The 21,601-nt window shown below is 58.8% G+C and carries 27 protein-coding genes; 18 read left to right on the forward strand and 9 right to left on the reverse strand.

What is annotated here, in order from left to right; genetic code table 11:
- Positions 1 to 5 precede the first annotated feature (5 nt).
- From mmsB to AKJ29_RS07530, 3 genes are all read left to right on the forward strand, one after another.
- Positions 6 to 878: a 3-hydroxyisobutyrate dehydrogenase gene (gene mmsB / locus AKJ29_RS07520; protein WP_055189531.1), complete on the forward strand. Its 873-nt coding sequence runs from the start codon at positions 6 to 8 to the stop codon at positions 876 to 878.
- Between the two features lie 182 nt (positions 879 to 1,060).
- Positions 1,061 to 1,720 (forward strand): Crp/Fnr family transcriptional regulator, encoded by a 660-nt coding sequence (locus AKJ29_RS07525; RefSeq protein ID WP_055189533.1) that lies wholly within the window; start codon positions 1,061 to 1,063, stop codon positions 1,718 to 1,720.
- An 88-nt stretch (positions 1,721 to 1,808) separates the two neighbouring features.
- On the forward strand, positions 1,809 to 1,997 hold the full coding sequence (locus tag AKJ29_RS07530; RefSeq protein ID WP_055189535.1) for a YgaP family membrane protein: 189 nt from the start codon (positions 1,809 to 1,811) through the stop codon (positions 1,995 to 1,997).
- Between the two features lie 307 nt (positions 1,998 to 2,304).
- Here the strand turns inward: AKJ29_RS07530 and AKJ29_RS07535 are convergent, their stop codons facing one another.
- The 3 genes from AKJ29_RS07535 to AKJ29_RS07545 form a co-directional block, all read right to left on the reverse strand.
- Positions 2,305 to 3,696: a TRAP transporter large permease gene (locus tag AKJ29_RS07535; protein ID WP_055189537.1), complete on the reverse strand. Its 1,392-nt coding sequence runs from the start codon at positions 3,694 to 3,696 to the stop codon at positions 2,305 to 2,307.
- Between the two features lie 3 nt (positions 3,697 to 3,699).
- Entirely contained in the window at positions 3,700 to 4,383 is a 684-nt protein-coding gene (locus AKJ29_RS07540) for a TRAP transporter small permease (RefSeq protein ID WP_055189539.1), read from the reverse strand.
- Between the two features lie 162 nt (positions 4,384 to 4,545).
- Positions 4,546 to 5,547: a DctP family TRAP transporter solute-binding subunit gene (locus AKJ29_RS07545; RefSeq protein WP_055189541.1), complete on the reverse strand. Its 1,002-nt coding sequence runs from the start codon at positions 5,545 to 5,547 to the stop codon at positions 4,546 to 4,548.
- Between the two features lie 415 nt (positions 5,548 to 5,962).
- Between AKJ29_RS07545 and AKJ29_RS07550 the strand changes: the two genes are divergently transcribed.
- On the forward strand, positions 5,963 to 6,598 hold the full coding sequence (locus AKJ29_RS07550; protein ID WP_055189545.1) for a hypothetical protein: 636 nt from the start codon (positions 5,963 to 5,965) through the stop codon (positions 6,596 to 6,598).
- A 54-nt stretch (positions 6,599 to 6,652) separates the two neighbouring features.
- On the opposite strand, the gene AKJ29_RS19985 is transcribed toward AKJ29_RS07550, so the two are convergent.
- Positions 6,653 to 6,811: a hypothetical protein gene (locus AKJ29_RS19985; RefSeq protein ID WP_235477401.1), complete on the reverse strand. Its 159-nt coding sequence runs from the start codon at positions 6,809 to 6,811 to the stop codon at positions 6,653 to 6,655.
- Positions 6,812 to 7,085: 274 nt separating this feature from the next.
- Complete coding sequence (locus AKJ29_RS07555; protein ID WP_055189547.1) at positions 7,086 to 7,292, reverse strand: cold-shock protein; 207 nt, start codon at positions 7,290 to 7,292, stop codon at positions 7,086 to 7,088.
- 172 nt (positions 7,293 to 7,464) lie between these two features.
- Between AKJ29_RS07555 and AKJ29_RS07560 the strand changes: the two genes are divergently transcribed.
- Positions 7,465 to 7,683, forward strand: coding sequence for a hypothetical protein (locus tag AKJ29_RS07560; protein ID WP_055189549.1), 219 nt, complete (start codon positions 7,465 to 7,467; stop codon positions 7,681 to 7,683).
- A 54-nt stretch (positions 7,684 to 7,737) separates the two neighbouring features.
- Here the strand turns inward: AKJ29_RS07560 and AKJ29_RS07565 are convergent, their stop codons facing one another.
- Positions 7,738 to 7,974, reverse strand: a complete 237-nt coding sequence (locus AKJ29_RS07565) for a hypothetical protein (protein WP_055189551.1) — start codon at positions 7,972 to 7,974, stop codon at positions 7,738 to 7,740.
- A 264-nt stretch (positions 7,975 to 8,238) separates the two neighbouring features.
- On the opposite strand from AKJ29_RS07565, the gene AKJ29_RS07570 reads away from it, so the two are divergent.
- From AKJ29_RS07570 to AKJ29_RS07605, 8 genes are all read left to right on the forward strand, one after another.
- The gene (locus AKJ29_RS07570; RefSeq protein ID WP_055189553.1) at positions 8,239 to 8,973 is read left to right on the forward strand and encodes a Crp/Fnr family transcriptional regulator; all 735 of its coding nucleotides are present in this window, start codon (positions 8,239 to 8,241) and stop codon (positions 8,971 to 8,973) included.
- A gap of 430 nt (positions 8,974 to 9,403) precedes the next feature.
- On the forward strand, positions 9,404 to 9,670 hold the full coding sequence (locus tag AKJ29_RS07575; RefSeq protein WP_235477340.1) for a hypothetical protein: 267 nt from the start codon (positions 9,404 to 9,406) through the stop codon (positions 9,668 to 9,670).
- Positions 9,667 to 10,053 carry a hypothetical protein gene (locus AKJ29_RS07580; protein ID WP_055189557.1) on the forward strand — a complete coding sequence of 129 codons (387 nt, stop codon included), beginning with the start codon at positions 9,667 to 9,669 and terminating at the stop codon, positions 10,051 to 10,053. Before AKJ29_RS07575 ends, AKJ29_RS07580 begins: the two co-directional genes overlap by 4 nt.
- A 46-nt stretch (positions 10,054 to 10,099) precedes the next feature.
- Positions 10,100 to 10,858, forward strand: a complete 759-nt coding sequence (locus AKJ29_RS07585) for a hypothetical protein (protein ID WP_139231318.1) — start codon at positions 10,100 to 10,102, stop codon at positions 10,856 to 10,858.
- Positions 10,859 to 11,112: 254 nt separating this feature from the next.
- Positions 11,113 to 12,195 carry a DUF1611 domain-containing protein gene (locus AKJ29_RS07590; protein ID WP_235477341.1) on the forward strand — a complete coding sequence of 361 codons (1,083 nt, stop codon included), beginning with the start codon at positions 11,113 to 11,115 and terminating at the stop codon, positions 12,193 to 12,195.
- Complete coding sequence (locus tag AKJ29_RS07595) at positions 12,192 to 13,313, forward strand: alanine/ornithine racemase family PLP-dependent enzyme (protein ID WP_055189559.1); 1,122 nt, start codon at positions 12,192 to 12,194, stop codon at positions 13,311 to 13,313. The genes AKJ29_RS07590 and AKJ29_RS07595 overlap by 4 nt, the downstream gene beginning before the upstream one ends.
- Positions 13,314 to 13,421: 108 nt before the next feature.
- Positions 13,422 to 14,006 carry a hypothetical protein gene (locus tag AKJ29_RS19990; RefSeq protein WP_074963613.1) on the forward strand — a complete coding sequence of 195 codons (585 nt, stop codon included), beginning with the start codon at positions 13,422 to 13,424 and terminating at the stop codon, positions 14,004 to 14,006.
- Positions 13,987 to 14,205, forward strand: a complete 219-nt coding sequence (locus AKJ29_RS07605; protein ID WP_139231319.1) for a hypothetical protein — start codon at positions 13,987 to 13,989, stop codon at positions 14,203 to 14,205. Before AKJ29_RS19990 ends, AKJ29_RS07605 begins: the two co-directional genes overlap by 20 nt.
- Before the next feature lie 368 nt (positions 14,206 to 14,573).
- On the opposite strand, the gene AKJ29_RS07610 is transcribed toward AKJ29_RS07605, so the two are convergent.
- A complete protein-coding gene (locus AKJ29_RS07610; protein WP_055189562.1) occupies positions 14,574 to 15,812 on the reverse strand; it encodes a sigma-54-dependent transcriptional regulator in 1,239 nt (412 codons plus the stop codon).
- Positions 15,809 to 17,509 carry a sensor histidine kinase gene (locus AKJ29_RS07615; RefSeq protein WP_055190479.1) on the reverse strand — a complete coding sequence of 567 codons (1,701 nt, stop codon included), beginning with the start codon at positions 17,507 to 17,509 and terminating at the stop codon, positions 15,809 to 15,811. The genes AKJ29_RS07610 and AKJ29_RS07615 overlap by 4 nt, the downstream gene beginning before the upstream one ends.
- Positions 17,510 to 17,537: 28 nt before the next feature.
- On the opposite strand from AKJ29_RS07615, the gene AKJ29_RS19245 reads away from it, so the two are divergent.
- Positions 17,538 to 17,825 carry a hypothetical protein gene (locus tag AKJ29_RS19245; protein ID WP_152972434.1) on the forward strand — a complete coding sequence of 96 codons (288 nt, stop codon included), beginning with the start codon at positions 17,538 to 17,540 and terminating at the stop codon, positions 17,823 to 17,825.
- A 47-nt stretch (positions 17,826 to 17,872) separates the two neighbouring features.
- Here AKJ29_RS19245 and AKJ29_RS07620 read toward each other — a convergent pair whose 3' ends face one another.
- Positions 17,873 to 18,334, reverse strand: coding sequence for an Lrp/AsnC family transcriptional regulator (locus AKJ29_RS07620; RefSeq protein ID WP_055189564.1), 462 nt, complete (start codon positions 18,332 to 18,334; stop codon positions 17,873 to 17,875).
- Positions 18,335 to 18,474: 140 nt separating this feature from the next.
- Between AKJ29_RS07620 and AKJ29_RS07625 the strand changes: the two genes are divergently transcribed.
- From AKJ29_RS07625 to AKJ29_RS07640, 4 genes are read left to right on the forward strand one after another with little or no spacing between them, the layout of a single operon-like run.
- The gene (locus AKJ29_RS07625; RefSeq protein WP_055189566.1) at positions 18,475 to 18,795 is read left to right on the forward strand and encodes a DUF2849 domain-containing protein; all 321 of its coding nucleotides are present in this window, start codon (positions 18,475 to 18,477) and stop codon (positions 18,793 to 18,795) included.
- Entirely contained in the window at positions 18,788 to 20,452 is a 1,665-nt protein-coding gene (locus AKJ29_RS07630) for a nitrite/sulfite reductase (RefSeq protein WP_055189568.1), read from the forward strand. The genes AKJ29_RS07625 and AKJ29_RS07630 overlap by 8 nt, the downstream gene beginning before the upstream one ends.
- Positions 20,442 to 21,182, forward strand: coding sequence for a phosphoadenylyl-sulfate reductase (locus AKJ29_RS07635; protein ID WP_055189570.1), 741 nt, complete (start codon positions 20,442 to 20,444; stop codon positions 21,180 to 21,182). The genes AKJ29_RS07630 and AKJ29_RS07635 overlap by 11 nt, the downstream gene beginning before the upstream one ends.
- A complete protein-coding gene (locus AKJ29_RS07640) occupies positions 21,179 to 21,601 on the forward strand; it encodes a DUF934 domain-containing protein (RefSeq protein WP_055189572.1) in 423 nt (140 codons plus the stop codon). The genes AKJ29_RS07635 and AKJ29_RS07640 overlap by 4 nt, the downstream gene beginning before the upstream one ends.

Consider the following 21,601-nt stretch of genomic DNA (forward strand, 5'->3'; position numbering starts at 1 on the left):
AAAACATGAAAATCGGATTTATCGGATTAGGCAATATGGGCGGCCCGATGGCGGCAAACCTGGCGGGTGCCGGGCACGAGGTTGTCGGGTTCGACATGGCACCGGTCGACATCGAAGGCGTGACCATGGCGGCCTCGGGCGCAGAAGCCGCGACCGGTGCCGACGTGGTGGTCACCATGCTGCCCAATGGCCAGATCCTGCGGGCCGTTGCCAATGAAATCATCCCTGCGATGAGCGCAGGTGCGGGTTTTGTCGATTGCTCAACCGTGGATGTGGAAAGTGCCCGCGCGGTGGCGGAACAGGCGGTGGCAGCGGGGCTGCTTGCGGTGGACGCACCGGTTTCAGGCGGCGTCGGCGGGGCTGCGGGCGGCACGCTCACCTTCATGGCAGGCGGCTCGGATGATGCTTTTGCCAAGGCAGAGCCGCTATTTGACATCATGGGGCAGAAAGCGGTGCATTGCGGGGCCTCCGGCGCCGGTCAGGCGGCGAAAATCTGCAACAACATGATCCTCGGCATCACCATGGTCGGCACCTGCGAAGCCTTTGCCCTGGCCGACAAGCTGGGTCTGGAACGCCAGAAAATGTTTGACGTGGTGTCGACCTCTTCCGGCTATAGCTGGACCATGAACGCCTATTGCCCCGCCCCGGGTGTCGGGCCGCAATCCCCTGCGGACAATGATTACAAGCCGGGCTTTGCGGCAGAATTGATGCTGAAGGATTTGCGTCTGAGCCAGCAGGCTGCGGAAGCTGCGGATGCGGACACGCCGATGGGGCTGCGCGCCACCGAGCTTTACACCAGCTTTGTCGAGGACGAGGATGGGCTGGGCATGGATTTCTCGGCCATGCTGCCGCGGTTTGAAAAGCGCGGGCGCAACTGACATCGGCGACGAGGGGGCTCTGCCCCCTTCGAACCCCCGAGGTATTTGGGGCAAGAAAAAGGGGCGCGGTTTGGGGTTCTGTCTTTTACGGGGGCGGAGTTTTTAACAAGGTGTGACCATCTGCGCCATGTCGTTGCGGATGCAACATGGTAAAAAGAGATTACGAACTGTGGGAGGTTCGCATGAGCTGGACGCAGGACAGCGACGAGATGGCCGGGCTGGACGCCCCGGCCCGTGTTCTTTTGAACACGCTGGCCCCTTTGGATGTGCCCAAAGGGGCCATTCTGTTTGCGCCGGGCGAAGCGGTGAAGGGCTATGTCGTCATGCTTTCGGGGCGGGTGGAAGTGAACCTGATCGGCCCCAACGGGCGTGACATCCTGCTCTATCGTGTGGCCCCCGGCCAGAGCTGCATCCAGTCCACCCTGGGCCTTTTGGGCGGGGAGGAATACACCGCAGAGGCCATGGCCCAGAGCCCGTCCCGCCTTGTTCTCATTCCGAAAGATGTGTTTTTCGCGCTGATCGACAGCTCTCCCGGATTTCGCCGCCTCGTTTTCGGGGCGTTCGCGGAACGGATGCAGGCGATGATGCAACTGATCGAAAATGTCAGTTTCATGTCGGTGGAGGCGCGGCTTGCGACGTTGATCCTTGACCGGGCGGGGCCTGACAATTGCCTGAAAATGACGCAGGCCGAAATCGGGCGCGCCATCGGCACGGCGCGCGAGGTGATCTCGCGCCGGCTTGAGAGGCTGGCGCAGGGGGGACTGGTGGCCCATGAACGCGGGGTGGTGACGGTTCTGGACCGAAAGGGGTTGGAAGAGATTTGCCGCGCCCCGGCATTCTGAGCAGTTTTTTCCTCTCTATGTGACAGGGTCACATGCCATGCCCGCCCCCCTCCTCTATCGTGATGCCAGATAGAACAGGAGACGTCTCATGACCAAGAATATCGGCGGCATCGACCGCATTATCCGAATCGCAATCGGCGCGACCCTGATTGTCTGGGCCATCATGGGGGGCCCGATCTGGGCCTGGATCGGCATTGTGCCGATGGCCACCGCCATCCTGGGCTGGTGCCCACCCTATGCAATCTTGGGGTTTTCGGCCTGCAAGATGAAAAACTGATCCATCCCCAAAGGCACCTTTGTCCCGGAAAGCCTTTTGCAACTTTTTCACGGTAACACTCAAACTGTGGCGAGTTGTAGTCTGCACCGGGCCACTGGTGCGGTGAGTTTCAGTAACAGCGTAATTGGTGACCGGGGGGCGTTTCGCACGTCCCCCGATTTCATCTGGCACCTGGTTTCAAAGCCGGCTTCCAATGAAAAAGGCGCGGAGCAAAACCCCGCGCCTTTCTTCTTGGCTCAAATACTCCGGGGTGAGCGAGCTTGCCTCGCGAGGGGCAGAGCCCCTTCCCCGGGACATATCTACTTCTCTACTTCGTTATGATCTCTGGCCCCATCAGCGTGGTCGGCAACCAGGTCGACAGGAACGGGATATAGGTCACCATGATCAGGAAGACGAAGAGCACGGCCAGGAACGGCGCGGCGGCTTTCACCACCTTCATCATCGGCATCCCGGCAACCCCCGAGGTCACGAAGAGGTTCAGACCAACTGGCGGGGTGATCATGCCGATTTCCATGTTCACCACCATGATGATGCCCAGGTGGATCGGATCCACACCCAGCTCGATGGCAATCGGGAACACCAGCGGTGCCACGATCACGATCAGGCCCGAGGGCTCCATGAACTGCCCGCCGATCAGCAGGATCACGTTGACGATGATCAGGAACATGATCTTGCCGAAACCAGCCGACAGCATCGCGCCTGCGATTTGCTGCGGGATCTGCTCGTCGGTCAGCACATGTTTCAGGATCAGCGCGTTGGCGATGATGAACATCAGGGTGATGGTCAGCTTGCCCGCGTCAAACAGCGTCTTGCGGGTGTCTTCGTGGAAAAACGCGGTGATCAGCGCCTGCGGGCGTTGGAACAGCGTTTTCTTGCCCTCCCCCTTGTCCGCCAGCGGCCCCATATCGCGATAGATGAAGGTCGCCACGAGGAACGCATACACGGAGGCAACAGCCGCCGCTTCGGTGGGGGTGAACAGCGCACCGGTAATGCCGGGGATGCCATAGATCCCCACCATGATGATCACGATCAGCAACAGACCCCAGACCGCATCGCCAAAGCTCTCAAGCACTTCCTTGATGCCCGCGAACTCACCTTTCGGCATGTTCTTGATCGTGGCGATCACGTAGATCGCGATCATCAGCATGACACCGGCCATGATGCCGGGAATGACACCGGCCAGGAACATGCGGCCCACGGACACCTCAACGGCGGAGGCGTAAACCACCATCACGATTGAGGGCGGAATGAGGATGCCCAGCGTGCCCGCGTTACAGATCACACCGGCGGCGAAATCCTTGGTGTAGCCCACCTGGCGCATCGCCGCGATCACAATGGTCCCGATCGCCACCACGGTGGCGGGCGACGAGCCGGAAAGGGCTGCAAACAGCATACAGGCAAACACACCCGCAATCGCCAAACCGCCGCGCATATGGCCAACGCAAGCGATCGAGAAGCGGATGATCCGCTGCGCCACGCCGCCGGTGGACATGAAGCTGGAGGCAAGGATGAAGAACGGAATGGCGAGAAGCGTATAATGCCCTGCCTCTGCTTGATAAAAGCTCTGTGCCACCGACGCGAGCGAGGTGTCGGAGAAGAGCAGCAGGAAGAGGATCGAGCTCATGCCCAGCGCCACCGCAATGGGCACGCCAATCATCAGAAACCCGATCACCATCAGGAAAAGAAAGACTACATCCATGGATCAGGTCCCCGGTTTTTGAGCAGCGTCATCGCCGTCATCATCATGTTGAAGCTGGTCGATTTCATCTTCGACCTCGTGGCTCACGATCAGGCTGTCCTGACGCCCTGACCAGATCCGCAGAGTGACCTGCAAAAACCGGAACAAAAGCAGCGCCATGCCAATCGGCAGGATGGCATAGGGGATCACCCGTGGCAGCTTGTCATAGGTCTCACCCTGGTTGATCCAGCCTTCCAAAAAGCGCAGGAAATCGGGCATCGGCACCTGATCGGTGATATACCAGGCCTGGTCGCGGGTTTTTTCGAACCCTGTCGGGAACCAGCGCCCCGAGGTCCGGTCAAGTGCGGCATAAGGCGCCCAGTAGTCCCACGCCCCCTTGAGCAGCAGGAAGGCATAGGCAATGCAGATCGCAGCTGCGATCAGCGCAACCGTCTTGCGGGCCCCTTCGGGCAATACATTGGTCAGCGCGTCCACGCCCAGATGGGCCGTGATCTTGACCCCGTAGCTCACACCGAACAGCACCAGCCAGGCAAAGAGGATCAGCACCACCTCCAGCCCCCAGATGAGCGAGCTATTGAACACGTAGCGCAGCACCACGTTGGTGAAGGTGATCATGGTCATCAGGCCAAGCAGCACGGCAATCGCCGTCTCTTCGAAACCTGTTTTATGTGTGGATGAATGGCTCATATCGCCCCCTTCTCGTCCCCGCTCACGGCCAGGCAACCCGGTTGAAACCTTCATTCCGGTCGATTGATTGCAGGCGGCTATGTCAGGATTTTGGGAAAATCCGGGGCCCATTTTCTGGACAGGCCCCGGATATCACACAGGAACTCGTTACACGTAAACGGCTTAATACATTGCGTTGGTTTTCTGTGCTTCGGCGATGTTCTCGGCGCCTACGTCACCTTCAAACTGTGCCCAAACCGGCTTCATGGCTTCGACCCAGGCCGCGCGCTGTTCGTCGGTCAGCTGGCGCACCACGCCACCGGCGTCGATGATCGACTGCTTGGCGGCCTCGTTCACGGAAAAGGCTTCGCCGTTGCGCTGCTGGGACACTTCTTTCAGGATCTGTGCCAGTTGGTCACGCACATCCCCCGGCAGGCCTTCCCACCAGTCCACATTGGTCACGACCAGATAGTCGATGATGCCGTGGTTGGTTTCGGTCACGCCGTCCTGCACCTCAAAGAATTTCTTGCCATAGATGTTCGACCAGGTGTTTTCCTGACCATCCACAACGCCGGTCTGCAGCGCGCCGTATACTTCCGAGAAGGCCATCGGCTGCGGGCTTGCCCCGATAGCTTCCATCTGCGCCACCAGCACGTCCGAGGTCTGCACGCGGAATTTCAGGCCAGCTGCGTCAGATGGCAGTTCCAGCGGTTTGTTGGCCGAGAACTGTTTCAGACCATTGTGCCAGAACGCGAGCCCCAGAAGACCGCGGCGCGTCATCGACTCTTTCATCGCCTGCCCGGTTTCCGACTGTTGGAACGCGTCCACCGCATCCATGTTCTTGAACATGAAGGGCAGGTCAAAGATGCGGAATTTCTTGGTGAAGGCTTCGAACTTCGACAGCGACGGTGCGGCCATCTGCACGTCACCCTGCAGCATCGCTTCCAGCACCTGGTTGTCGTTATAAAGGGTCGAGTTCGGGAACACCTCCATACAGGCTTTGCCGTTCATCTCGTCGTTCACGCGTTGCTCCAAAAGCGACGCGGCAATCCCCTTGGGGTGCTTGTCGGCATTGGTCACATGGCTGAACTTGATCACGATCTCGCCTTCATCACAGGCCGCCTGCGCGGTGCCCATGGAAACGGTCAGAGCGAGGGCCGATACGGCCAGAGTAAGGAATTTCATAAGATGTCCTCCCAGACAGAATTGCTTCCTACATCCTTGAAACGGATGTTGACGCCATTGGGGCATGGGGGGACGGACCTGCCAAGGGGAGAGGCAGAGGTTGCGTCAACGCTGAATTTTTACGTTATTTTTCATAAGATTGCCAAAATATGATGCGAGTTGAAATTTTCGTGACTTGGCCAAGTGGGCGATTTTCCGCACAGGGCATTTTCGGTGTGTGCGGTTTTTCGCACATTGCGCGAGACCGGATCGGACGAATCACCATGGCTTTTGCAGCAAACTGGAACGAATCAGGTCATCGTGGATGAGGTCGCATCGCATACCCAGTGTCCGACATGAGCCGATTTCAACCGATGCTGCGTAATGCACGATTAGCAGCTTTTACTTCGGTGCTGAAACATACGACAATCAGCTCATGGCGCTTACCAAAGAACACCACATCAACTTGCTAAAACTGGCGGAACAGCAATTTCGTCTTGCTTGCACTGTGAGAGTTCACGCAACTCTTGAAACTCTGCCGCTGGATGCACCCGTTTCACAGTCTTTTGGAAGGCACACATCCACTTGGGAAGAGTTTGGTCTTCGGCAAGATCAGGTTGAGTATGCCGCTCCAACACTTGAGTTCGTTTCGACGTTTGTAATGTCCTCAGCAATGCGACAAGCATTCGCTGAACATGTCCCCAATGCAAGAAACCATGAAAACTCTGAGATAGCTGCTGCTTATCAAATAGCCCGTCTGACCAGAAATGCGTTCTCGCACCACATGCTCGTACCAACGTGGTCCATCGACGGCGATTGCCGAGATCGCACATTTGAGGTGAGAGATGTAATTAGTTTGGACACGTCAGACCTCGATGGAGAACCTATGCGGTGGGAGCAATATGGCGGCCACCTTGCGATATGGAGGCTATGTCAGTGGGTTCGCTTTAACGTTTTGGATGACGCCCCTCCTGTTGATCGTAAGCTTCCTATTAGGCCAACAATCGAAGTTATCAAACAAGGCAACGTCTTGGCAAGAAAGATTGGCGACCTTCCCACCAGTGACGATTAAAGCCGACACTGGTGCGGATGCAGCCAATGCTCACTTCGTCCGCAAAGCCGCCCCTCACCCCCGATAATCCTCCGCCCGGATCCCATGGCGGGTGAGCTTATCGTAAAACGTTTTGCGTGGGAATTTGAGGGCGCGGGTCGCGGCCGTGGGCTTGTGGTTGCCAGCATCCGCGATCTTCACCTCTGCCGCCCCGTCCGCTTCCGCCTGTGACAACGCCGTGCCGAAAAATCGAAGGCCCCGGAGATGAGGCCAGAGATGAGGCCAGAGATGAAGCCAGAGACGGGGCCAAGGACGGGAAAGACCCCGTTTTTGTTCGGTATGACGTGGTTAAAGTGTTTCGACTTATTAGTGAGACACAACAATGAGGCGAAACGCTCGAAACCTACTGATGTTGCGGGCGTTACGAGATGCAACATGGCTACGCTGAAGCGCGGGCGCCACCCGGGCGCAAAAGAGGGCGCCCATGAGGAGCGCCCACTTGCAAGGTTCAGGCGAGCGCGATGTTGATTGCGCTTTCGCGGCCGTCGCGGCCAGCCTCGACATCAAAGGTCACCTTCTGATCGTCGTTCAGGGTGGTCATGCCCGATCTTTCAAGCGCTGAGATGTGCAAAAACACATCTTTCCCACCGGTCTCGGGGGCAATAAAGCCAAATCCTTTGGTGGCGTTGAACCATTTCACTGTGCCATTGGCCATGTGAATTTTCCTTATTTTAATGCTGCCCACGACATGCGGCAGCCCGGCTTCTCACGACAGTGTCGAGCGCTGAGAGCCGATAAAGGAAAACAGAGGGTCGAATGGTAGTCAGTAGCCCAACATAGGTGGTGCTTGCTTAGAGGGATTACAAGGGCGTACTGTCAGATTTCTGATGTTTCCTTTTGCCAAGGGGGCATCGAGCCGCTATGTGTTGCAAGCTGTCGGACACCCTGACGGCATGCAAAGGAAAGCTAAAATGTCGTTCAACGACTTGGCGAAGAAAGAGGCCGCCGCAAAAAAGGCCTTGCAAGAAAAAGATCCTAAATCGCAAACCGTGCCTGAGCAAATCTCTGAGACAAAGTCCGACCTGGCTGACCCGAAAACGGCTTGAGTGGCACGGCTGAGCCACTCGGCATCGCACATATCCAGCAGAGGATGGTTGGCCCTATAAGCGGTGCGATAGGTTACCGCCAACGATGATCTCATTGATCAGTTTAGCGGTTTTCGCATGCAGCTTTTGCTCGGCTTCCGTGCCTGGGGCATTCTCGTGGGGCGCAGCTGCATCGCGCAGAATTCCTACGATCTCGCGGTCCGGCAGCAGATTGCGGTCTTGCAGCGAAAGTAAGAGAGCCTCGCAAATCGATAAGGCAGCCAGGCCTGCGGGGTCTTGTTGGTCTGACATGGGGGCAATCCTCTTTCTTTGTTGTCTCGCGACCGGGCGAGCTCGTGATAAAGCGTTTCGAGAGTAACCTGAGACACAAGTTGATTCCGAAACGCCCGCAACATCAGTAGGTTTCGAGCGTTTCGCCTCATTATTGTGTCTCAATAATAAGGCGAAACACTTTAGTATTGAGCAATATCGCAGAGAGCCCGGTAGCCGTTACTGATCGAAAGCAGTCCGGAAGCAGATTTGTTGTTGGAGTATGCGCGGGGTCGGGAGGGACCGATGATGAATATCAAAGCCAGTCCACTGACCCGAAAGCTCTCTGCGTTTGTGGCGCTCTCGGATTCTGAACTGGCTGTTCTTAAGCGTTTGCATCAGCGCAGGAAATCCTTCACCGCGGGGCGTGATCTGGTTCACCAGGGCCAATCCGAACAGGCAGCTTACATCTTGGCGGCGGGTTGGGTCGTATCCTACAAGATCCAGCCTGACGGGTCGCGGCAGATCGTTGATTTCCAGATACCGGGGGATTTTCTGGGGCTGCGCAGCGTGCTGTTGCACACATCCGATCATGGGATTGAACCGATTGTCGATATCGAAGCTGCTGAAGTTCTGGCAAGCGATCTTCTGCAAGCCTTGGCCGCGACACCGCGGCTGGCCACGGCCATTTTATGGGCCGTGTCGCGCGACGAGGCGATGGTCGTCGAGCATCTGGTTGGGCTGGGGCGGCGCGATGCGGATGCGCGCATGGCGCATTTCCTGCTGGAGCTTGGCGTCAGGCTGTCACTGGTCGGCATGGGAAACCGGCAGGGCTATGCCTGTCCGCTCACTCAGTATCATCTGGCTGATGCGTTGGGATTAAGCGCCATCCACGTCAACCGCGTCCTTCGCAAGCTCCGCGAAGGTGGGCTTGTTACGTTTCAGGACGGGTTTGTCACCTTCGACAACTATGAGGGGCTGGTGGCTTTGGCGGATTTCGATCCGGCCTATCTGGATCAGTCACGGCCTCTTTTGCCGTGAAACAGCCGCCCGCAGCCTGCCTTTGGGCGGCCTGCTGTCATCTCACTCGGTTGCCAACATCACATCAGCGCGCGGCTGGCTTGCTTGAGTTCGTTATGTGCCTCTGCGTCGTTTTCGGCTTCGTGGGCCGACCCGGTTGAGACCCCCATGCCACTTGGGTCCTGCCAGCAGGCCAAGGGGCGGCAGCCTTGACAAGCCCACAGCCGCTTCACCTCTCCCCCCGGCAGAAAAGACCCCGACGGGACTAATCTCGATCAGCATCCCCCCCCGAAGCTTCGTTTAAGCTGCATGCAACTGCCTCACGAAAAAGAGGCGTTCCTTTCGACGCCCGCCTAAGTGGCAGCGGCGGAAAGCCCAACATTCTATTCAATGGAGAGCCGGGATGCTCACGCGTTCGATCAGATCAAAGGTGACGTTTTCCAACGCCTTCATGATTGGTGACAGCCAACGAAAGTTTCCGGCCGGAATCTATGAAATCGTTATCGAGGAAGAACTTCTGCAGGGCCTTAGCTTTGAGGCTTACCGGCGCACCGCGACATACCTGGTGGTCCGGGAGCAAGGCAGAAAAGCGGCCCAGACGAAAATGTACATGATCACAATGGAGGATCTGGATCATGCAATTGCATGTGATCAGGCTCTCACGGAAGCCATCAATCATAGCGAAGCGGCGCTTTCCCCGCTGGAGGATTTGAAATGAAAACGCCTGAATGGATCAAACCTGGCATCTATGGTGCCGTCATCGGCGCTGTCTTTGTTGGCATTGCCGGATTTTCCTGGGGCGGCTGGGTGACCGGCGGCACAGCAAATGACAGGGCAATGGCGATGTCCCGTGACGATGTCATCGCTGCCATGGTGCCGGTCTGCCTCGAACTGGCGCGGTCTGACCCGGCACGGGCAGGCAAGCTGGCAACGATCCGTTCCGCAACAACCTATAAAAGGCGCGATGCGCTTATCACTGCTGGCTGGGCGACGATGCCAGGAGCCGCTTCCCCGAACCGGGATATAGCGCAAGCCTGTTTGGCAGCCCTTGATGTTGACGGATCCCCGGAGCGCACGGAAAGCCCGGCCGATGAAGGATGATCCGTACCACCGTCGGAAAGCCAAACGGTCTCTGCTGGCCCGAACAATGTCCAGACTGGCGATCGCAGCCGGTGTGATCGCGTCCTTCGCCTTCCCGGTATTGGCACAGGGGGGCACCGGCCCGATCCCCGAGAACGCGCACCCCCAAAGCTATGGCGAGGGATGGGAATGCGATCGTGGGTATCGGCGTGATGCCGATGCGTGTCTGGCCATCATCCTCCCGGAAAACGCCTATGCAACGAACCGAACCACTGGCAATGGCTGGGAATGTTTGCATGGATATCAGGAGGCCAGTGATGCAACCTGTCGCAAGGTCTTTGTTCCAAATGAGGGATACCTTGATCCATCGGGAAAAAGCTGGAGCTGCAATCGTGGCTACAGGAAAGTCGGGGATCTCTGCCTCAAGGTCGTTTTGCCGCCAAATGCGTATCTGGCAGACAACCTATATGGGCCTGTCTGGTTGTGCGATCGTGGTTACGAAATCAAAGACGGCACATGTGTCGCCATTGCGGTTCCGGAAAACGCTTTTCTGAATGGGTCCGGCTATGGACAGCCATGGACCTGCGAGCGGGGTTTCTTCGAGAGCAATGGCCTTTGCAAAGCTGTTGTCGTTCCCGAAAACGCTTTTTTTGACGATGCCAGTTATGGCCCCGGATGGAAGTGCAATCGCGGCTATGCAGAGGCCGGCGATAGCTGCAAAGAGATCAAGCTCCCTGAAAATGCGCATCTCGACAGATCGGGAAATCGGTGGGAGTGCCACAGAAACTTTCAGCGATCACAGGGGCGTTGCGTCCTGAGTTACTAAGGCGTTTCGGAAAGAACGCGTGTCTCGCGCTTCACTCGAAACACTGCTGCACTCGCCAGCCAAACTGAAATGTCACTCACCCGCCCGAACGTTTCATCTGATCGGACGCGCGACACGTCACTAAAAAAGGAATAATCATGGAACCGGAAAACAAACACAAAACGCCGGCAAGGGCGTCGATGATGGGGCCGCAAGCCCCGCCTGACATGCCCGTCCCCCGTCGTTTGCACACCCCCAAAAAGATACCAAAAGCAGTGCCCACAGCAGTTGTCTATTGCGAAGGGAATTTCGGGCAGATCGACGGAAAGACCGCAAATGGCCTTGTCCGTCACAGTCAAGCCTACCGTATACTCTCTGTCATCGACAGCAGGCTTGCCGGGCGTGACAGCGGGCAAATACTGGACAACACACCCAACGCAATCCCCATCATTGAAGATCTTGAAGCCGCTGTTGGACGTGAAGCAGGTGTCCCCGACACGCTGATCTATGGGATGGCCCCCTCGACGGGTAAGCTGTCACCTGCAGATCGAGAGGTCGTGCTGGATGCAATCGCACTTGGTATGAATATCGTAAGTGGTCTGCACGAATACCTCGGGGATGACCCCGAGATCTCAGCCGCTGCTGACGCGGCCAACGTGACGATCCGCGACATTCGCAAGCCCCGAGCAAGCAAGGATATGCGCCTGTTTGACGGAAGCGTGTCCAACGTGAAGGCAATTCGCATAGCCGTGCTGGGAACGGATTGCGCAATTGGAAAACGGACGACGGCGACCATTCTGGCCAGGGAACTGAATGCGCGCGGCGTCAAGACTGTCCTCGTTGGCACCGGCCAGACGGGGCTTATGCAGGGCGCAAGATACGGGATCGCCATGGACGCCGTGCCACCGCAGTTTTGCTGCGGAGAACTTGAGCGCGTGATCGTCGCGGCATCCAAGGGCGACGAACCGGATGTCATTTTGATCGAAGGACAAGGGGCGCTCAGCCATCCAGCCTTCTGCACGTCTGCATTCATTCTGCGCGGCAGCCAGCCGCAGGCCGTCATTCTTCAACATGCGCCCAAGCGCGCCCATCGCTGCGACTTTCCCACCATGCCGATGCCAGAGCCGAAAAGCGAAATCGCCCTTATCGAAGCATTTGCCGACACGCGGGTGATTGGGATCACGATCAATCACGAGGCGATGACAGACGCCGAGGTGGATCAGGCCATCGCTCATTTTTCGCGCGATCTGAAAATTCCCGTGACGGACGCGCTGACCCGGCCGGGGGCCCATCTGGCGGACATGGTCCTTGCGGCCTTTCCGCGGCTAGGGTCCATGCCTCTTGTGGCCGCGGAATGACCGCGCCGCGGGTGGAAATTGATCTTGGCAAGATTCAGGCGAATGCGCGGTGCCTTGTCCGTCGCCTTGGTGCGCGTGGGATCTCGGTCACGGGGGTGACCAAAGCCGTTTGCGGGGATCCCGACATCGCCAAAGCCATGGTGGACGGGGGGGTCGCCGGTCTGGCCGATGCACGTATCAGAAACGTCGTTCGGATGCGAAAGGCGGGGATAACATGCCCGATCTCGATGATCCGCGCTCCGATGATGAGCGAGATGGAAGATGTCATCCGATATTGCGGCACAAGTTATAACACAGAGATAGACACGATCCTGAAGCTGGGCACTGCGGCAAAGAAACAGGGCATCACGCACGATGTCATCCTGATGGTCGAAATGGGGGACATGCGCGAAGGCATTTCGCCAGAGAACCTTAACGACTTTGCCGCCCGGGTCATCGCGACGCCCGGTGTCGTTCTGAAAGGCATCTCAGCAAATTTCGCCTGCCTGGGCAACGTGGCACCGACACCCGACGACATGGCCATGCTCTCGCGTCTGGCGAATGACATTGACAGCGCCTGTGGACCTTTTGTCGGTCTCGTATCCGGGGGGAGTTCTGCCAATTTGCCCTGGGCACTTGGCGAGGGGCAAACCGGGCGGGTCAATAACCTGCGATTGGGCGAAGCGATCCTGCTGGGCATCGACCCCGTGACAGGCCGCCCGATCACGGGGCTTCATACCGACGCGTTTGTCTTATTTGCCGAAGTGATCGAAACACGTGCCAAGCCAGGTGGCATACCGGCGAAGTCAACGTCTTCAGATCCTGAAGTTCTCAAATTGGTCCGAAATGGTGGCCTCCAAGTCCGAACGATCCTAGCGGTCGGGCAGCAGGACACTGACGCAGGCGGCCTTACATTTCCTGCAGGATTTAGGTTTGCCGGCGCCACCAGCGACCACACTGTTGTCGACACACCCAAATCCACCTTGTCCGTCGGGTCCGAGATGGAGATGGGCCTGAACTACTGCGCCCTCATCCGGGCGATGAGCGCCCCGGATATCGCCAAGGTTGTTCATGGTAAGAAAGGGATGAACGGATTTGCCAAGGGCCGCAAGACCGCACCCTTTTTGGCACTGGTGTGACGTCCAAGATGATCAACGCGGGGCCTGCGAAGACCTGAACCATGCACCGGAATGGCTCGCTTTGTGCAACCAGGTGAAACAGCAGCTCAATTGAAAGGACCAACCGCCATGGATGACCAAACAGCAAAGACCGTTGCGGTGTTTGATAAGCCTTTCAAACTTCCCGGATTTGATGAAACGCTTCCTGCTGGTGAGTATAATATCGAAACAGAGTTCGCCCCGCCGCCAGATCACAACGCCCCAGAAGCCTGGAAGGCTTCGGTTATCGTCCACCTGCATCCACGCGTGTCCCATCCGGGATTGACGCGGAGCCTGTCCGTATCGCTGGTTGATCTCGACCATGCCCGCGCGAAAGACAAGCTTTCTGGAAAGGCCCTCTCACAGGCCTTTCTCGAAGAAATGCTGGCCGATCCGATGGTGCAACTCGTCATGCAGGCAGATGGGGTGACCGAGGCACAGCTTCGCCATCTCTACTCTGGGATCCGGGTGTCACACACAAATACGGACAGTCCTGAACCCGAAACCGGACATGGAAAAGAACAAGGGTCTTCGCGGGACCGTTCGCAAACTCTTGATGCCGAGAACGAGGGGATGCCTTGCCGACCTCCTGCGTCATCCGCCTCCGAGCAATGTGACAAAGGCCAATTTGGGGACACAAGACTGCGTGGATCTGATGAAAAAAGCAAAAGATGATGCCCTGGTGGGCCAGCTGGTCCGCGCGCTTGGCGATGTGCCGAAGTCGCGGGTCTGCTTGCGTTGTGAAACTTCGTTTTGGAGCGAAGGGTTCGGTCAGCGCATCTGTTCGAAATGTAAAGCCAGTGCCGAATGGCGTGCAGCAGTGCCCGAAGGCATCAACCAAGGACGGCGTCGTCCCGGTGGTCGATCCACCTAAAGTGTTTCGACTTATTATTGTGTCTCAAGTTTATCCCGAAACGCTTTAGGCGAGTTCATACCGGCGATCACGACAGCAGACACCACTTATTGCAAGCGCACGCCCGCCGCCCCCGCGGCGCCAGATTGGTTTGCCTTTCCAATCCGTGCCTCTGTAACGTCCACCATATTTTCTTACATGTCTCTACATGCTGACGCGAAGATATGTTCTTGATACGGCCCTCAAATACGGCCTTCAAAAGAAACTGGCACCAACCGTTTCGGCGACGTCAGTTGCAACATAGCGACAGACGCGCCGCCACTGCAAAAAGATGCAGCTTCTGCGAAAGCCGCATCTGCACAAGCCCGGTTCGCCCGCACAGCCGGCAGTCACCCCCGATAATCTTCCGCCCGGATCCCATGCCGGGTGAGCTTGTCGTAAAAGGTCTTACGCGGGAGTTTGAGATCGCGGGCCGCCGCCGTGGCCCCGCCCCCGTGACGCCGCAGCGCTTCGATCAGCAGGGTGCGTTCCACTTGGGCGAGCTGTTGGGCAAGGCCGGGGCGTTCGCCTTCGCCGTCCTCCACATCGCCCAGCCCCAAGCCCATGGCAAAGCGCATCGCCGTGTTCATCAGCGCCCGCGCATTGCCCGGCCAGTCCTGCGCCATCAGTTGCGAGATCACCTCCTGGCTGATTTCCGGCGGGGTCAGTGCCGCCTGTTCGCTGGCGATCGACACATAATGGCGAAATAGCACCGGGATATCGTCCTTGCGTTCGCGAATGGCCGGGATGCGCACGCGCAGCACGTCGAGCTTGTAGAAAAGATCCGGGTTGAACCGGCCTTCCGCGACCTCCGCGGCCAGATCGCGATAGGTGCCCACCACCACGCGGGTCTGCCCCTGTTTTTCCAACAGGTCCAGAAGCGCAAACTGCGTCGATGGGTCCAGGGCGGCAATCTCATCAAGGAACAATGTCCCCCCTTCGGCCCGCTCATACGCCTCCGCCAGCCCCTCCGGCGTCAGCCCCGCCGCCGGGCGTTTCACCAAGGGCCGCATCGCCCCTGCGGAAAGAAGATGCACCACCTCGCCCACCTTGGCAGTGCCCGATCCCGGCTCGCCGCAGATCAACACTTCGGCCTGCATCTTGGCCACCGCCCGCACCCGCGCCCGAAGCTCCTCGGCCAGCACGCTATCGCCAAACAAAAGACGTGACGCGGCATCGCCCTTTTCCAGCGAATGTTTCAGCGCGCGGTTTTCAAGGATCAGCGCGCGCGTCGCCAGGGCGCGCTCCACCACCGAAAGGAACACATTGGTATCACAGGGTTTTTCCAGAAAATCAAAGGCGCCGGCGGTCATGCCCCGCACCGCCATCGGAATGTCCCCTTCGCCGGTCAGCAAGATCACCGGCAGGTCGCCATCCACCCCCTGCACCCAGTCCAGAAGCTGGAACCCATCTTTGCCCGGCATCCGGATATCGCTGACCACCACGCCCGCAAAATCGCGCGCCACATGGTCTTTCGCCTCGATATAGCTGCCCGCCAGCACCGCGTCATACCCCGCCAGTTCCAGCGTCTGGCCCAGTGCCTCGCGCACCATGGTATCATCATCTACAAGCAGCACCTGCGTGGTCATGCACCCTCCTCCCATCGGTCGAGTTCCACGGTGAATACCGCGCCCCGATCGCTGTTGCGGCCCCGAATGTCACCACCGAAACTTTGCACCAGACCATAAGAGATCGACAGGCCGAGACCCATCCCTTCCTCGCCCACTTCCTTGGTCGTGTAAAAGGGTTCAAAAATCTTGTCCGGGTCCGCGATGCCGGGGCCAGTGTCGCAGACACTGACGCTGATACGGTCCGCGCGGGTCAGCTCAAGGGTGATTTCCCGGTGCTCCTGTCCGATCATGGCATCCGCGGCGTTGTTGATCAGATTGACAAAAACCTGCCCAAGCCGCACCTCTCCGCCGCGCACGAACACCGGGCCTGACGGGCGGGCCCAGCGCAGCGCCACCCCTTCTGCGCGCAACCGCGCACCGGTCAGATCCACAGCGGTATCAAGGACATGCACAATGTCGATCCGCCCCAGAGGTTCGCTTTCATTGCGGGCAAAGGCGCGCAGGTTCTTGATGATCCGGTCCATCCGCCCCGCCAGTTCCGAAATCCGCCCCAGATTGACACCCGCCTGTTCCGGCGCGCCCCGGTTGAGGAATTCCGTGCCATTGTCGGCAAAGCTGCGAATGGCCATCAGCGGCTGGTTAAGCTCATGGCTGATCCCGGCCGACATCTGCCCCAGCGCTGACAGCTTGCCCGCCTGAACCAGGTCCGCCTGGGCCTGGCGCAGATGGTCATTGACCTCACGCAAGGCACGCGTGCGCGCAGCGACCCGCGCCTCAAGCCGCGCATTCACCGCCGCTTCCACCGACAGGCGATCAGACAGGGCACGGCGCCGCTCCGCCAGCACCAAAAGCACCGCACCGAAGACGAGAAAGACCGCCACCGCCACGGCAGCCTGCTGGCTTGCGGCGTGCAAAGTCGGAGAGGTGTCGAGCAGGATCTCTCCAGTCATGTCAATCACCGGCAAATCGGCCGCCAGATGCAGCGCATGTCCAGGCAGATAGGGGCCACCGCTCAGCGACCAGATGTCATGACCAAACCAGCGGGTCTTGCTGTGATCCGGAAACCCCTCATCGCCGAACCGGTTTGTCAGCGTCAGTTCAGAGCGGTTGGTGACAAAAACCTGTCCCTGATCATTGACGAAATAGACCGCGGCGGCGCTGGTTGGCCAGTTCTGTTCAAAAAGCCAGATATCAACCTCGACCACAACGGCGCCACGCGCTGGCCCCGGCCCCGCAAAAACCGGCGCTGCAAAGGAGAACATGCGCCGGGTCATACCGTTTGTCGCCAAACGCGTCCCATTTGCCCGGCCCAGCGCCCCATTCAAAGCACGCGCCAGAGGGGCTGTTTTTGGATCAAGCGCAGAGGCGCCCGGTTTGGTGGCGGCCAGAACCTGCCCATCACGATCCACAAGAGTGATCGCTGCAGCACCGGTCTTGCCCACCATCTCACGCAGCAGGTCCGATGCGTCCCTGCCCCCCCCCTGCCCCTTCAACCGAGCCACCATTTCCGGGTGATCGGCCAGCAGAACCGCCAGTTCACGATAGCGCAGCAGGTGGCGGGTCAGGCGGTCCGAGGCCAGCGTCAGGTCAATCCGCCCCCGCTCTTCCAATGCCGTCAACGCAGATTGCCACGAAACAAGCCAGACCCCTGCTGAAAACAGCAAAGCCGTCACAAGAAAGGCAAGAACCCATATGGATCGCAAAGACTTGACCATGAGCGGAGCATAGAAACGCGATTGCCACTTGACCACCCGGTTTCATTTTTTTGCTGGTCATCTGCACTGCCGCCCGACCAGCGCCCACCCATCCGGCTGTCTGACCGGCGTGGCCTCGCTTCGCTCGGCAGTTTTCTTGCCTTCGGCGAAGGTATTTACGGCAAGAAAAAAAGAGAGGGGGGCGCCCTCTCTTTCAAAGCTACTGCTTTTTCCTTGCGCGATCATCGGCGCCTCCGCCTGTACCGCGCAGCCACTTTGTCAGCTGAAGGTTAACAATTCATTGCGCCTTTTTCTTGCTCAAAATACCTCGGGGTGAGGGCCCTCTTGCAAAGAGGGGCCGAGGGGCAGCGCCCCTTCCAAGCTTCAGACCGGCAACTCGGTGGAAAACTTGATCTCTTCCATCGACAAAAGCGCGGTCACATTGAAAATCTTCACCTCGGAAATCAGCGCCTGATAAAATTCGTCATAGGCGCGGGCATTTTTCACGCGCACTTTGAGGATATAGTCGATCTCACCAGCAAGCCGATGCGCTTCCATCACCTCGGGGCGTTCCCTGAGGGCTTTCAGGAATTTATTCTGCCAGTCTGCTTCATGCTCGGCGGTGCGGATCAGCACAAAAAAACAGGCCTCAAACCCAAGGCTTTCCGCGTCCAGGATCACGGTGTTCTGGCCGATCATGCCAGCTTCGCGCATCTTGCGGATCCGATTCCAAACGGGTGTCTTTGACGACCCCACTTTGCGTGCAATCACGTCGAGCGACTGACCTGCATCGCTTTGCAGCTCGCGCAGGATTTTCTTGTCGATTTCATCGAGCCGAACGGACATTCCGGTTTTTCCTCTTTTTCAGGTCCAGCGTTCCATGCGGCGCCTAAAGAGGAACAATTTTCCTTATCTGCCGCAGGTGAGTGCCATTTATCGGGAAAATGTCCTATACAGCCCGAGAATGCAACAGGAAAGGACTGGCCATGCCGCGCCCGTTTACACCCAAAATCGTGACCGCAAATGATCTTCTGACCGGCGATGTGATCTATCTCGCCGAAGATGGAAGCTGGGTGCGTGACATGTGTATGGCTGTTTTGCTGGACGAAGAAGACGTGGCAAATGCCCGTCTGGCCGAGGCCGTGGCCCAGCCGCATATCACCGTCGGGGCCTATCTGGCCGATGCCAAACGGGGCGAGAAGGGCCCTGAACCCATCCATTTCCGCGAAGCGTTCCGGGCGCGTGGCCCGTCGAACCGGCTTCATGGCAAACAGGAACGCGCAGAAGAGGTGCACGCCCATGTATGATTACGCTGATTTCGACAACGCCTTTGTCCGCAACCGCACCGCGCAGTTCCGCAAGCAGGTGGAACGCCGCATTTCGGGCGCGCTGACCGAAGACGAGTTCCGCCCCCTGCGCCTGATGAATGGCGTTTATCTGCAGCTGCATGCCTATATGCTGCGGGTGGCCATTCCCTATGGCACGCTGGTCTCTGCCCAGATGCGCCAGCTTGCCTATCTGGCAGAGCGGTTCGACAAGGGGTATGGCCATTTCACCACCCGTCAGAACATCCAGTATAACTGGCCGCAGCTGACGGATATTCCCGACATGCTGGAAGCTCTGGCAGACGTGCGCATGCACGCGATCCAGACCTCGGGCAACACCATTCGTAACGTGACCGCGGATCATTTCGCGGGCGCAGCGGCGGATGAGATCGCAGATCCGCGTCCCACGGCCGAACTCATCCGCCAATGGTCCACCGACCACCCAGAATTCCAGTTCCTGCCACGCAAGTTCAAGCTGGCCGTGACCGGGGCAACGGCGGATCGCGCCGTGACCAAGGCACATGATATTGGCATCCGGATTGTCGAACGCTCGGGCGAAATCGGCTATCAGATCATCGTCGGCGGCGGTCTGGGCCGCACCCCGATCATTGGTCAGGTGCTGAATGAGTTCCTGCCGCAGGCGGACCTGCTGCCTTATCTCGAGGCCATCGTCAGCGTTTACAACGTGCTGGGCCGTCGCGACAACAAATACAAGGCGCGCATCAAGATCACCACGATGGAAAACGGGATCGAGAAGATCCGCGCCCTGGTGGATGAGAAATTCGCCCAGATTCGCCCGCAATTCACCGGCGTGGATCAGGAGCATTTCGCACGCATTCAGGCCAGCTTTCCGCAGCCTGAGCTGAAATCCCGCGACACCGGCGCCTTTGACGCCGCCTATGCAACCGACCCCGGCTTTCGCAGCTTTGCCGACACCAACCTGTCCGAGCATCGCCACCCGGAACATGCGATCGTGACCATCTCGCTCAAGGCGCATGGGGCCACCCCCGGTGACGCCACCGCCGAGCAGATGCGCGTGATCGCCGATCTGGGCGAGCAATTCAGCCATGATGATATCCGTATCAGCCATGAGCAGAACGTGATCTTGCCGCATGTACACAAGTCGGACCTGCCGGCGCTTTATGCCAAGCTGCGCGCCCATGGTCTGGCGACGGCCAATGCCGGGCTGATTTCGGACATTATCGCCTGCCCTGGCATGGATTACTGCGCACTGGCCACGGCCCGCGCCATCCCGGTGGCACAGAACATTGCCAAACGGTTTGACGAATTGAAGCTGGAACATGAGATTGGCGAACTCAAGATCAAGATCTCGGGCTGCATCAATGCCTGCGGGCACCACCACCTGGGCCATATCGGCATTCTGGGGCTGGATCGCGCCGGTGTTGAAAACTACCAGATCACCCTTGGCGGTGACGGCGGGGCAGACACGGTGATCGGCAAGCGGGCCGGGCCGGGCTTCTCTTATGACGAGATTGTTCCGGCGATCGAACGGATCCTGCTGGCCTATCTGGACCTGCGCGAAAGTGACGAGGAAACCTTCCTCGAGGCCTTCCGCCGTCTGGGGGAGGCCCCGTTCAAGGCCGCGCTTTATCCGGAAGGGAAAAGCCATGCCGCTTGAAGCCCCCCTCGCGCCCCTTGAAGAGCGCGTGGCCGATCTGAACGCGCGCTACAAGCACCATTCCGCCACGCAGGTGGTGCGCGATGCGCTGGCTGCCCCGGAAATCGGTCCGCTGGCCATGGTCTCGAGCTTTGGCGCGGAAAGCGTTGTGCTGCTCCATATGGTGGCGCTGGCTGACCGCACCATCCCGGTGATTTTTCTGGACACGCAGATGCTGTTTCAGGAGACGCTCGACTATCAGGTTGAGGTCAGCGAGAAGCTGGGCCTGACCGATGTGCGCGTCATTCACCCGGATGCCGATCAGGTGTTCAGCCGTGACCCGGACAACATCCTGCATCTGGCCGATACCGACGCCTGCTGCAACCTGCGCAAGGTGGAGCCGCTGGCCCGCGCGATTGCGCCCTTTGACGGCTGGATCACCGGGCGCAAGCGCTTTCAAGGCGGCAAACGGGTCGATCTGCAGTTTTTCGAGATCGAAAACGGTCGGGTCAAGGTCAACCCTCTGGCCCATTGGGCGCCGGAAGACGTGCAGGAATACATGATCAACAACCGCCTGCCCCGCCATCCGCTGGTCAGCCGCGGTTTCCCCTCGATCGGCTGCGCCCCCTGCACATCCGAGGTGAAACCGGGTGAGGACCCGCGGGCGGGCCGCTGGCGCGGTGCGGAGAAAACAGAATGCGGCATCCATTTCGTGGATGGCAAGATGGTTCGGATTGGAGCTGAACAATGACTGTGATTGTACGTGATGAGGGCTTTACCCCGGAAACCTGGGACTACGGCTTTGCCCCGGCCGGGGAGCGCGCCGCCAATGACGCGCGCGGGCTGGACCTGGCATCGGACACCGATCCGGCGGAGCTTGGCCACCTGATGCTTGGGGTCGAAGCAATCCGTATCGACTTTCCGTCCTTTGCCGATGGGCGCGGCTTCACCCTTGCCCGTCAGCTGCGCAACCTGGGGTTCCAGGGGCGTCTGCGCGCGGCCGGCCACGTGATCAGTGACCAATATGCCATGGCCCGCCGCTCCGGTTTCGACGAGGTGGAAATCTCGGACGAGCTGGCGGCCCGCCAGCCGGAACAGGAATGGGTCTATCGCGCGGACTGGCGCGCCTATGACTATAGGTCGCGGCTGATGGGGGCGGCTTCGGCCTAG

The organism is Aliiroseovarius crassostreae (assembly GCF_001307765.1).
Classification (GTDB): domain Bacteria; phylum Pseudomonadota; class Alphaproteobacteria; order Rhodobacterales; family Rhodobacteraceae; genus Aliiroseovarius; species Aliiroseovarius crassostreae.

What these genes read in the sequence shown, in the direction of transcription:
- mmsB (WP_055189531.1), top strand. Translation starts at nt 6, where the DNA reads ATGAAAATCGGATTTATCGGATTAGGCAATATGGGCGGCCCGATGGCG.
- AKJ29_RS07525 (WP_055189533.1), top strand. Translation starts at nt 1,061, where the DNA reads ATGAGCTGGACGCAGGACAGCGACGAGATGGCCGGGCTGGACGCCCCG.
- AKJ29_RS07530 (WP_055189535.1), top strand. Translation starts at nt 1,809, where the DNA reads ATGACCAAGAATATCGGCGGCATCGACCGCATTATCCGAATCGCAATC.
- AKJ29_RS07535 (WP_055189537.1), bottom strand. Translation starts at nt 3,696, where the DNA reads ATGGATGTAGTCTTTCTTTTCCTGATGGTGATCGGGTTTCTGATGATT.
- AKJ29_RS07540 (WP_055189539.1), bottom strand. Translation starts at nt 4,383, where the DNA reads ATGAGCCATTCATCCACACATAAAACAGGTTTCGAAGAGACGGCGATT.
- AKJ29_RS07545 (WP_055189541.1), bottom strand. Translation starts at nt 5,547, where the DNA reads ATGAAATTCCTTACTCTGGCCGTATCGGCCCTCGCTCTGACCGTTTCC.
- AKJ29_RS07550 (WP_055189545.1), top strand. Translation starts at nt 5,963, where the DNA reads ATGGCGCTTACCAAAGAACACCACATCAACTTGCTAAAACTGGCGGAA.
- AKJ29_RS07555 (WP_055189547.1), bottom strand. Translation starts at nt 7,292, where the DNA reads ATGGCCAATGGCACAGTGAAATGGTTCAACGCCACCAAAGGATTTGGC.
- AKJ29_RS07560 (WP_055189549.1), top strand. Translation starts at nt 7,465, where the DNA reads ATGTTTCCTTTTGCCAAGGGGGCATCGAGCCGCTATGTGTTGCAAGCT.
- AKJ29_RS07565 (WP_055189551.1), bottom strand. Translation starts at nt 7,974, where the DNA reads ATGTCAGACCAACAAGACCCCGCAGGCCTGGCTGCCTTATCGATTTGC.
- AKJ29_RS07570 (WP_055189553.1), top strand. Translation starts at nt 8,239, where the DNA reads ATGATGAATATCAAAGCCAGTCCACTGACCCGAAAGCTCTCTGCGTTT.
- AKJ29_RS07575 (WP_235477340.1), top strand. Translation starts at nt 9,404, where the DNA reads ATGATTGGTGACAGCCAACGAAAGTTTCCGGCCGGAATCTATGAAATC.
- AKJ29_RS07580 (WP_055189557.1), top strand. Translation starts at nt 9,667, where the DNA reads ATGAAAACGCCTGAATGGATCAAACCTGGCATCTATGGTGCCGTCATC.
- AKJ29_RS07585 (WP_139231318.1), top strand. Translation starts at nt 10,100, where the DNA reads ATGTCCAGACTGGCGATCGCAGCCGGTGTGATCGCGTCCTTCGCCTTC.
- AKJ29_RS07595 (WP_055189559.1), top strand. Translation starts at nt 12,192, where the DNA reads ATGACCGCGCCGCGGGTGGAAATTGATCTTGGCAAGATTCAGGCGAAT.
- AKJ29_RS19990 (WP_074963613.1), top strand. Translation starts at nt 13,422, where the DNA reads ATGGATGACCAAACAGCAAAGACCGTTGCGGTGTTTGATAAGCCTTTC.
- AKJ29_RS07605 (WP_139231319.1), top strand. Translation starts at nt 13,987, where the DNA reads ATGAAAAAAGCAAAAGATGATGCCCTGGTGGGCCAGCTGGTCCGCGCG.
- AKJ29_RS07610 (WP_055189562.1), bottom strand. Translation starts at nt 15,812, where the DNA reads ATGACCACGCAGGTGCTGCTTGTAGATGATGATACCATGGTGCGCGAG.
- AKJ29_RS07615 (WP_055190479.1), bottom strand. Translation starts at nt 17,509, where the DNA reads ATGGTCAAGTCTTTGCGATCCATATGGGTTCTTGCCTTTCTTGTGACG.
- AKJ29_RS07620 (WP_055189564.1), bottom strand. Translation starts at nt 18,334, where the DNA reads ATGTCCGTTCGGCTCGATGAAATCGACAAGAAAATCCTGCGCGAGCTG.
- AKJ29_RS07625 (WP_055189566.1), top strand. Translation starts at nt 18,475, where the DNA reads ATGCCGCGCCCGTTTACACCCAAAATCGTGACCGCAAATGATCTTCTG.
- AKJ29_RS07630 (WP_055189568.1), top strand. Translation starts at nt 18,788, where the DNA reads ATGTATGATTACGCTGATTTCGACAACGCCTTTGTCCGCAACCGCACC.
- AKJ29_RS07635 (WP_055189570.1), top strand. Translation starts at nt 20,442, where the DNA reads ATGCCGCTTGAAGCCCCCCTCGCGCCCCTTGAAGAGCGCGTGGCCGAT.
- AKJ29_RS07640 (WP_055189572.1), top strand. Translation starts at nt 21,179, where the DNA reads ATGACTGTGATTGTACGTGATGAGGGCTTTACCCCGGAAACCTGGGAC.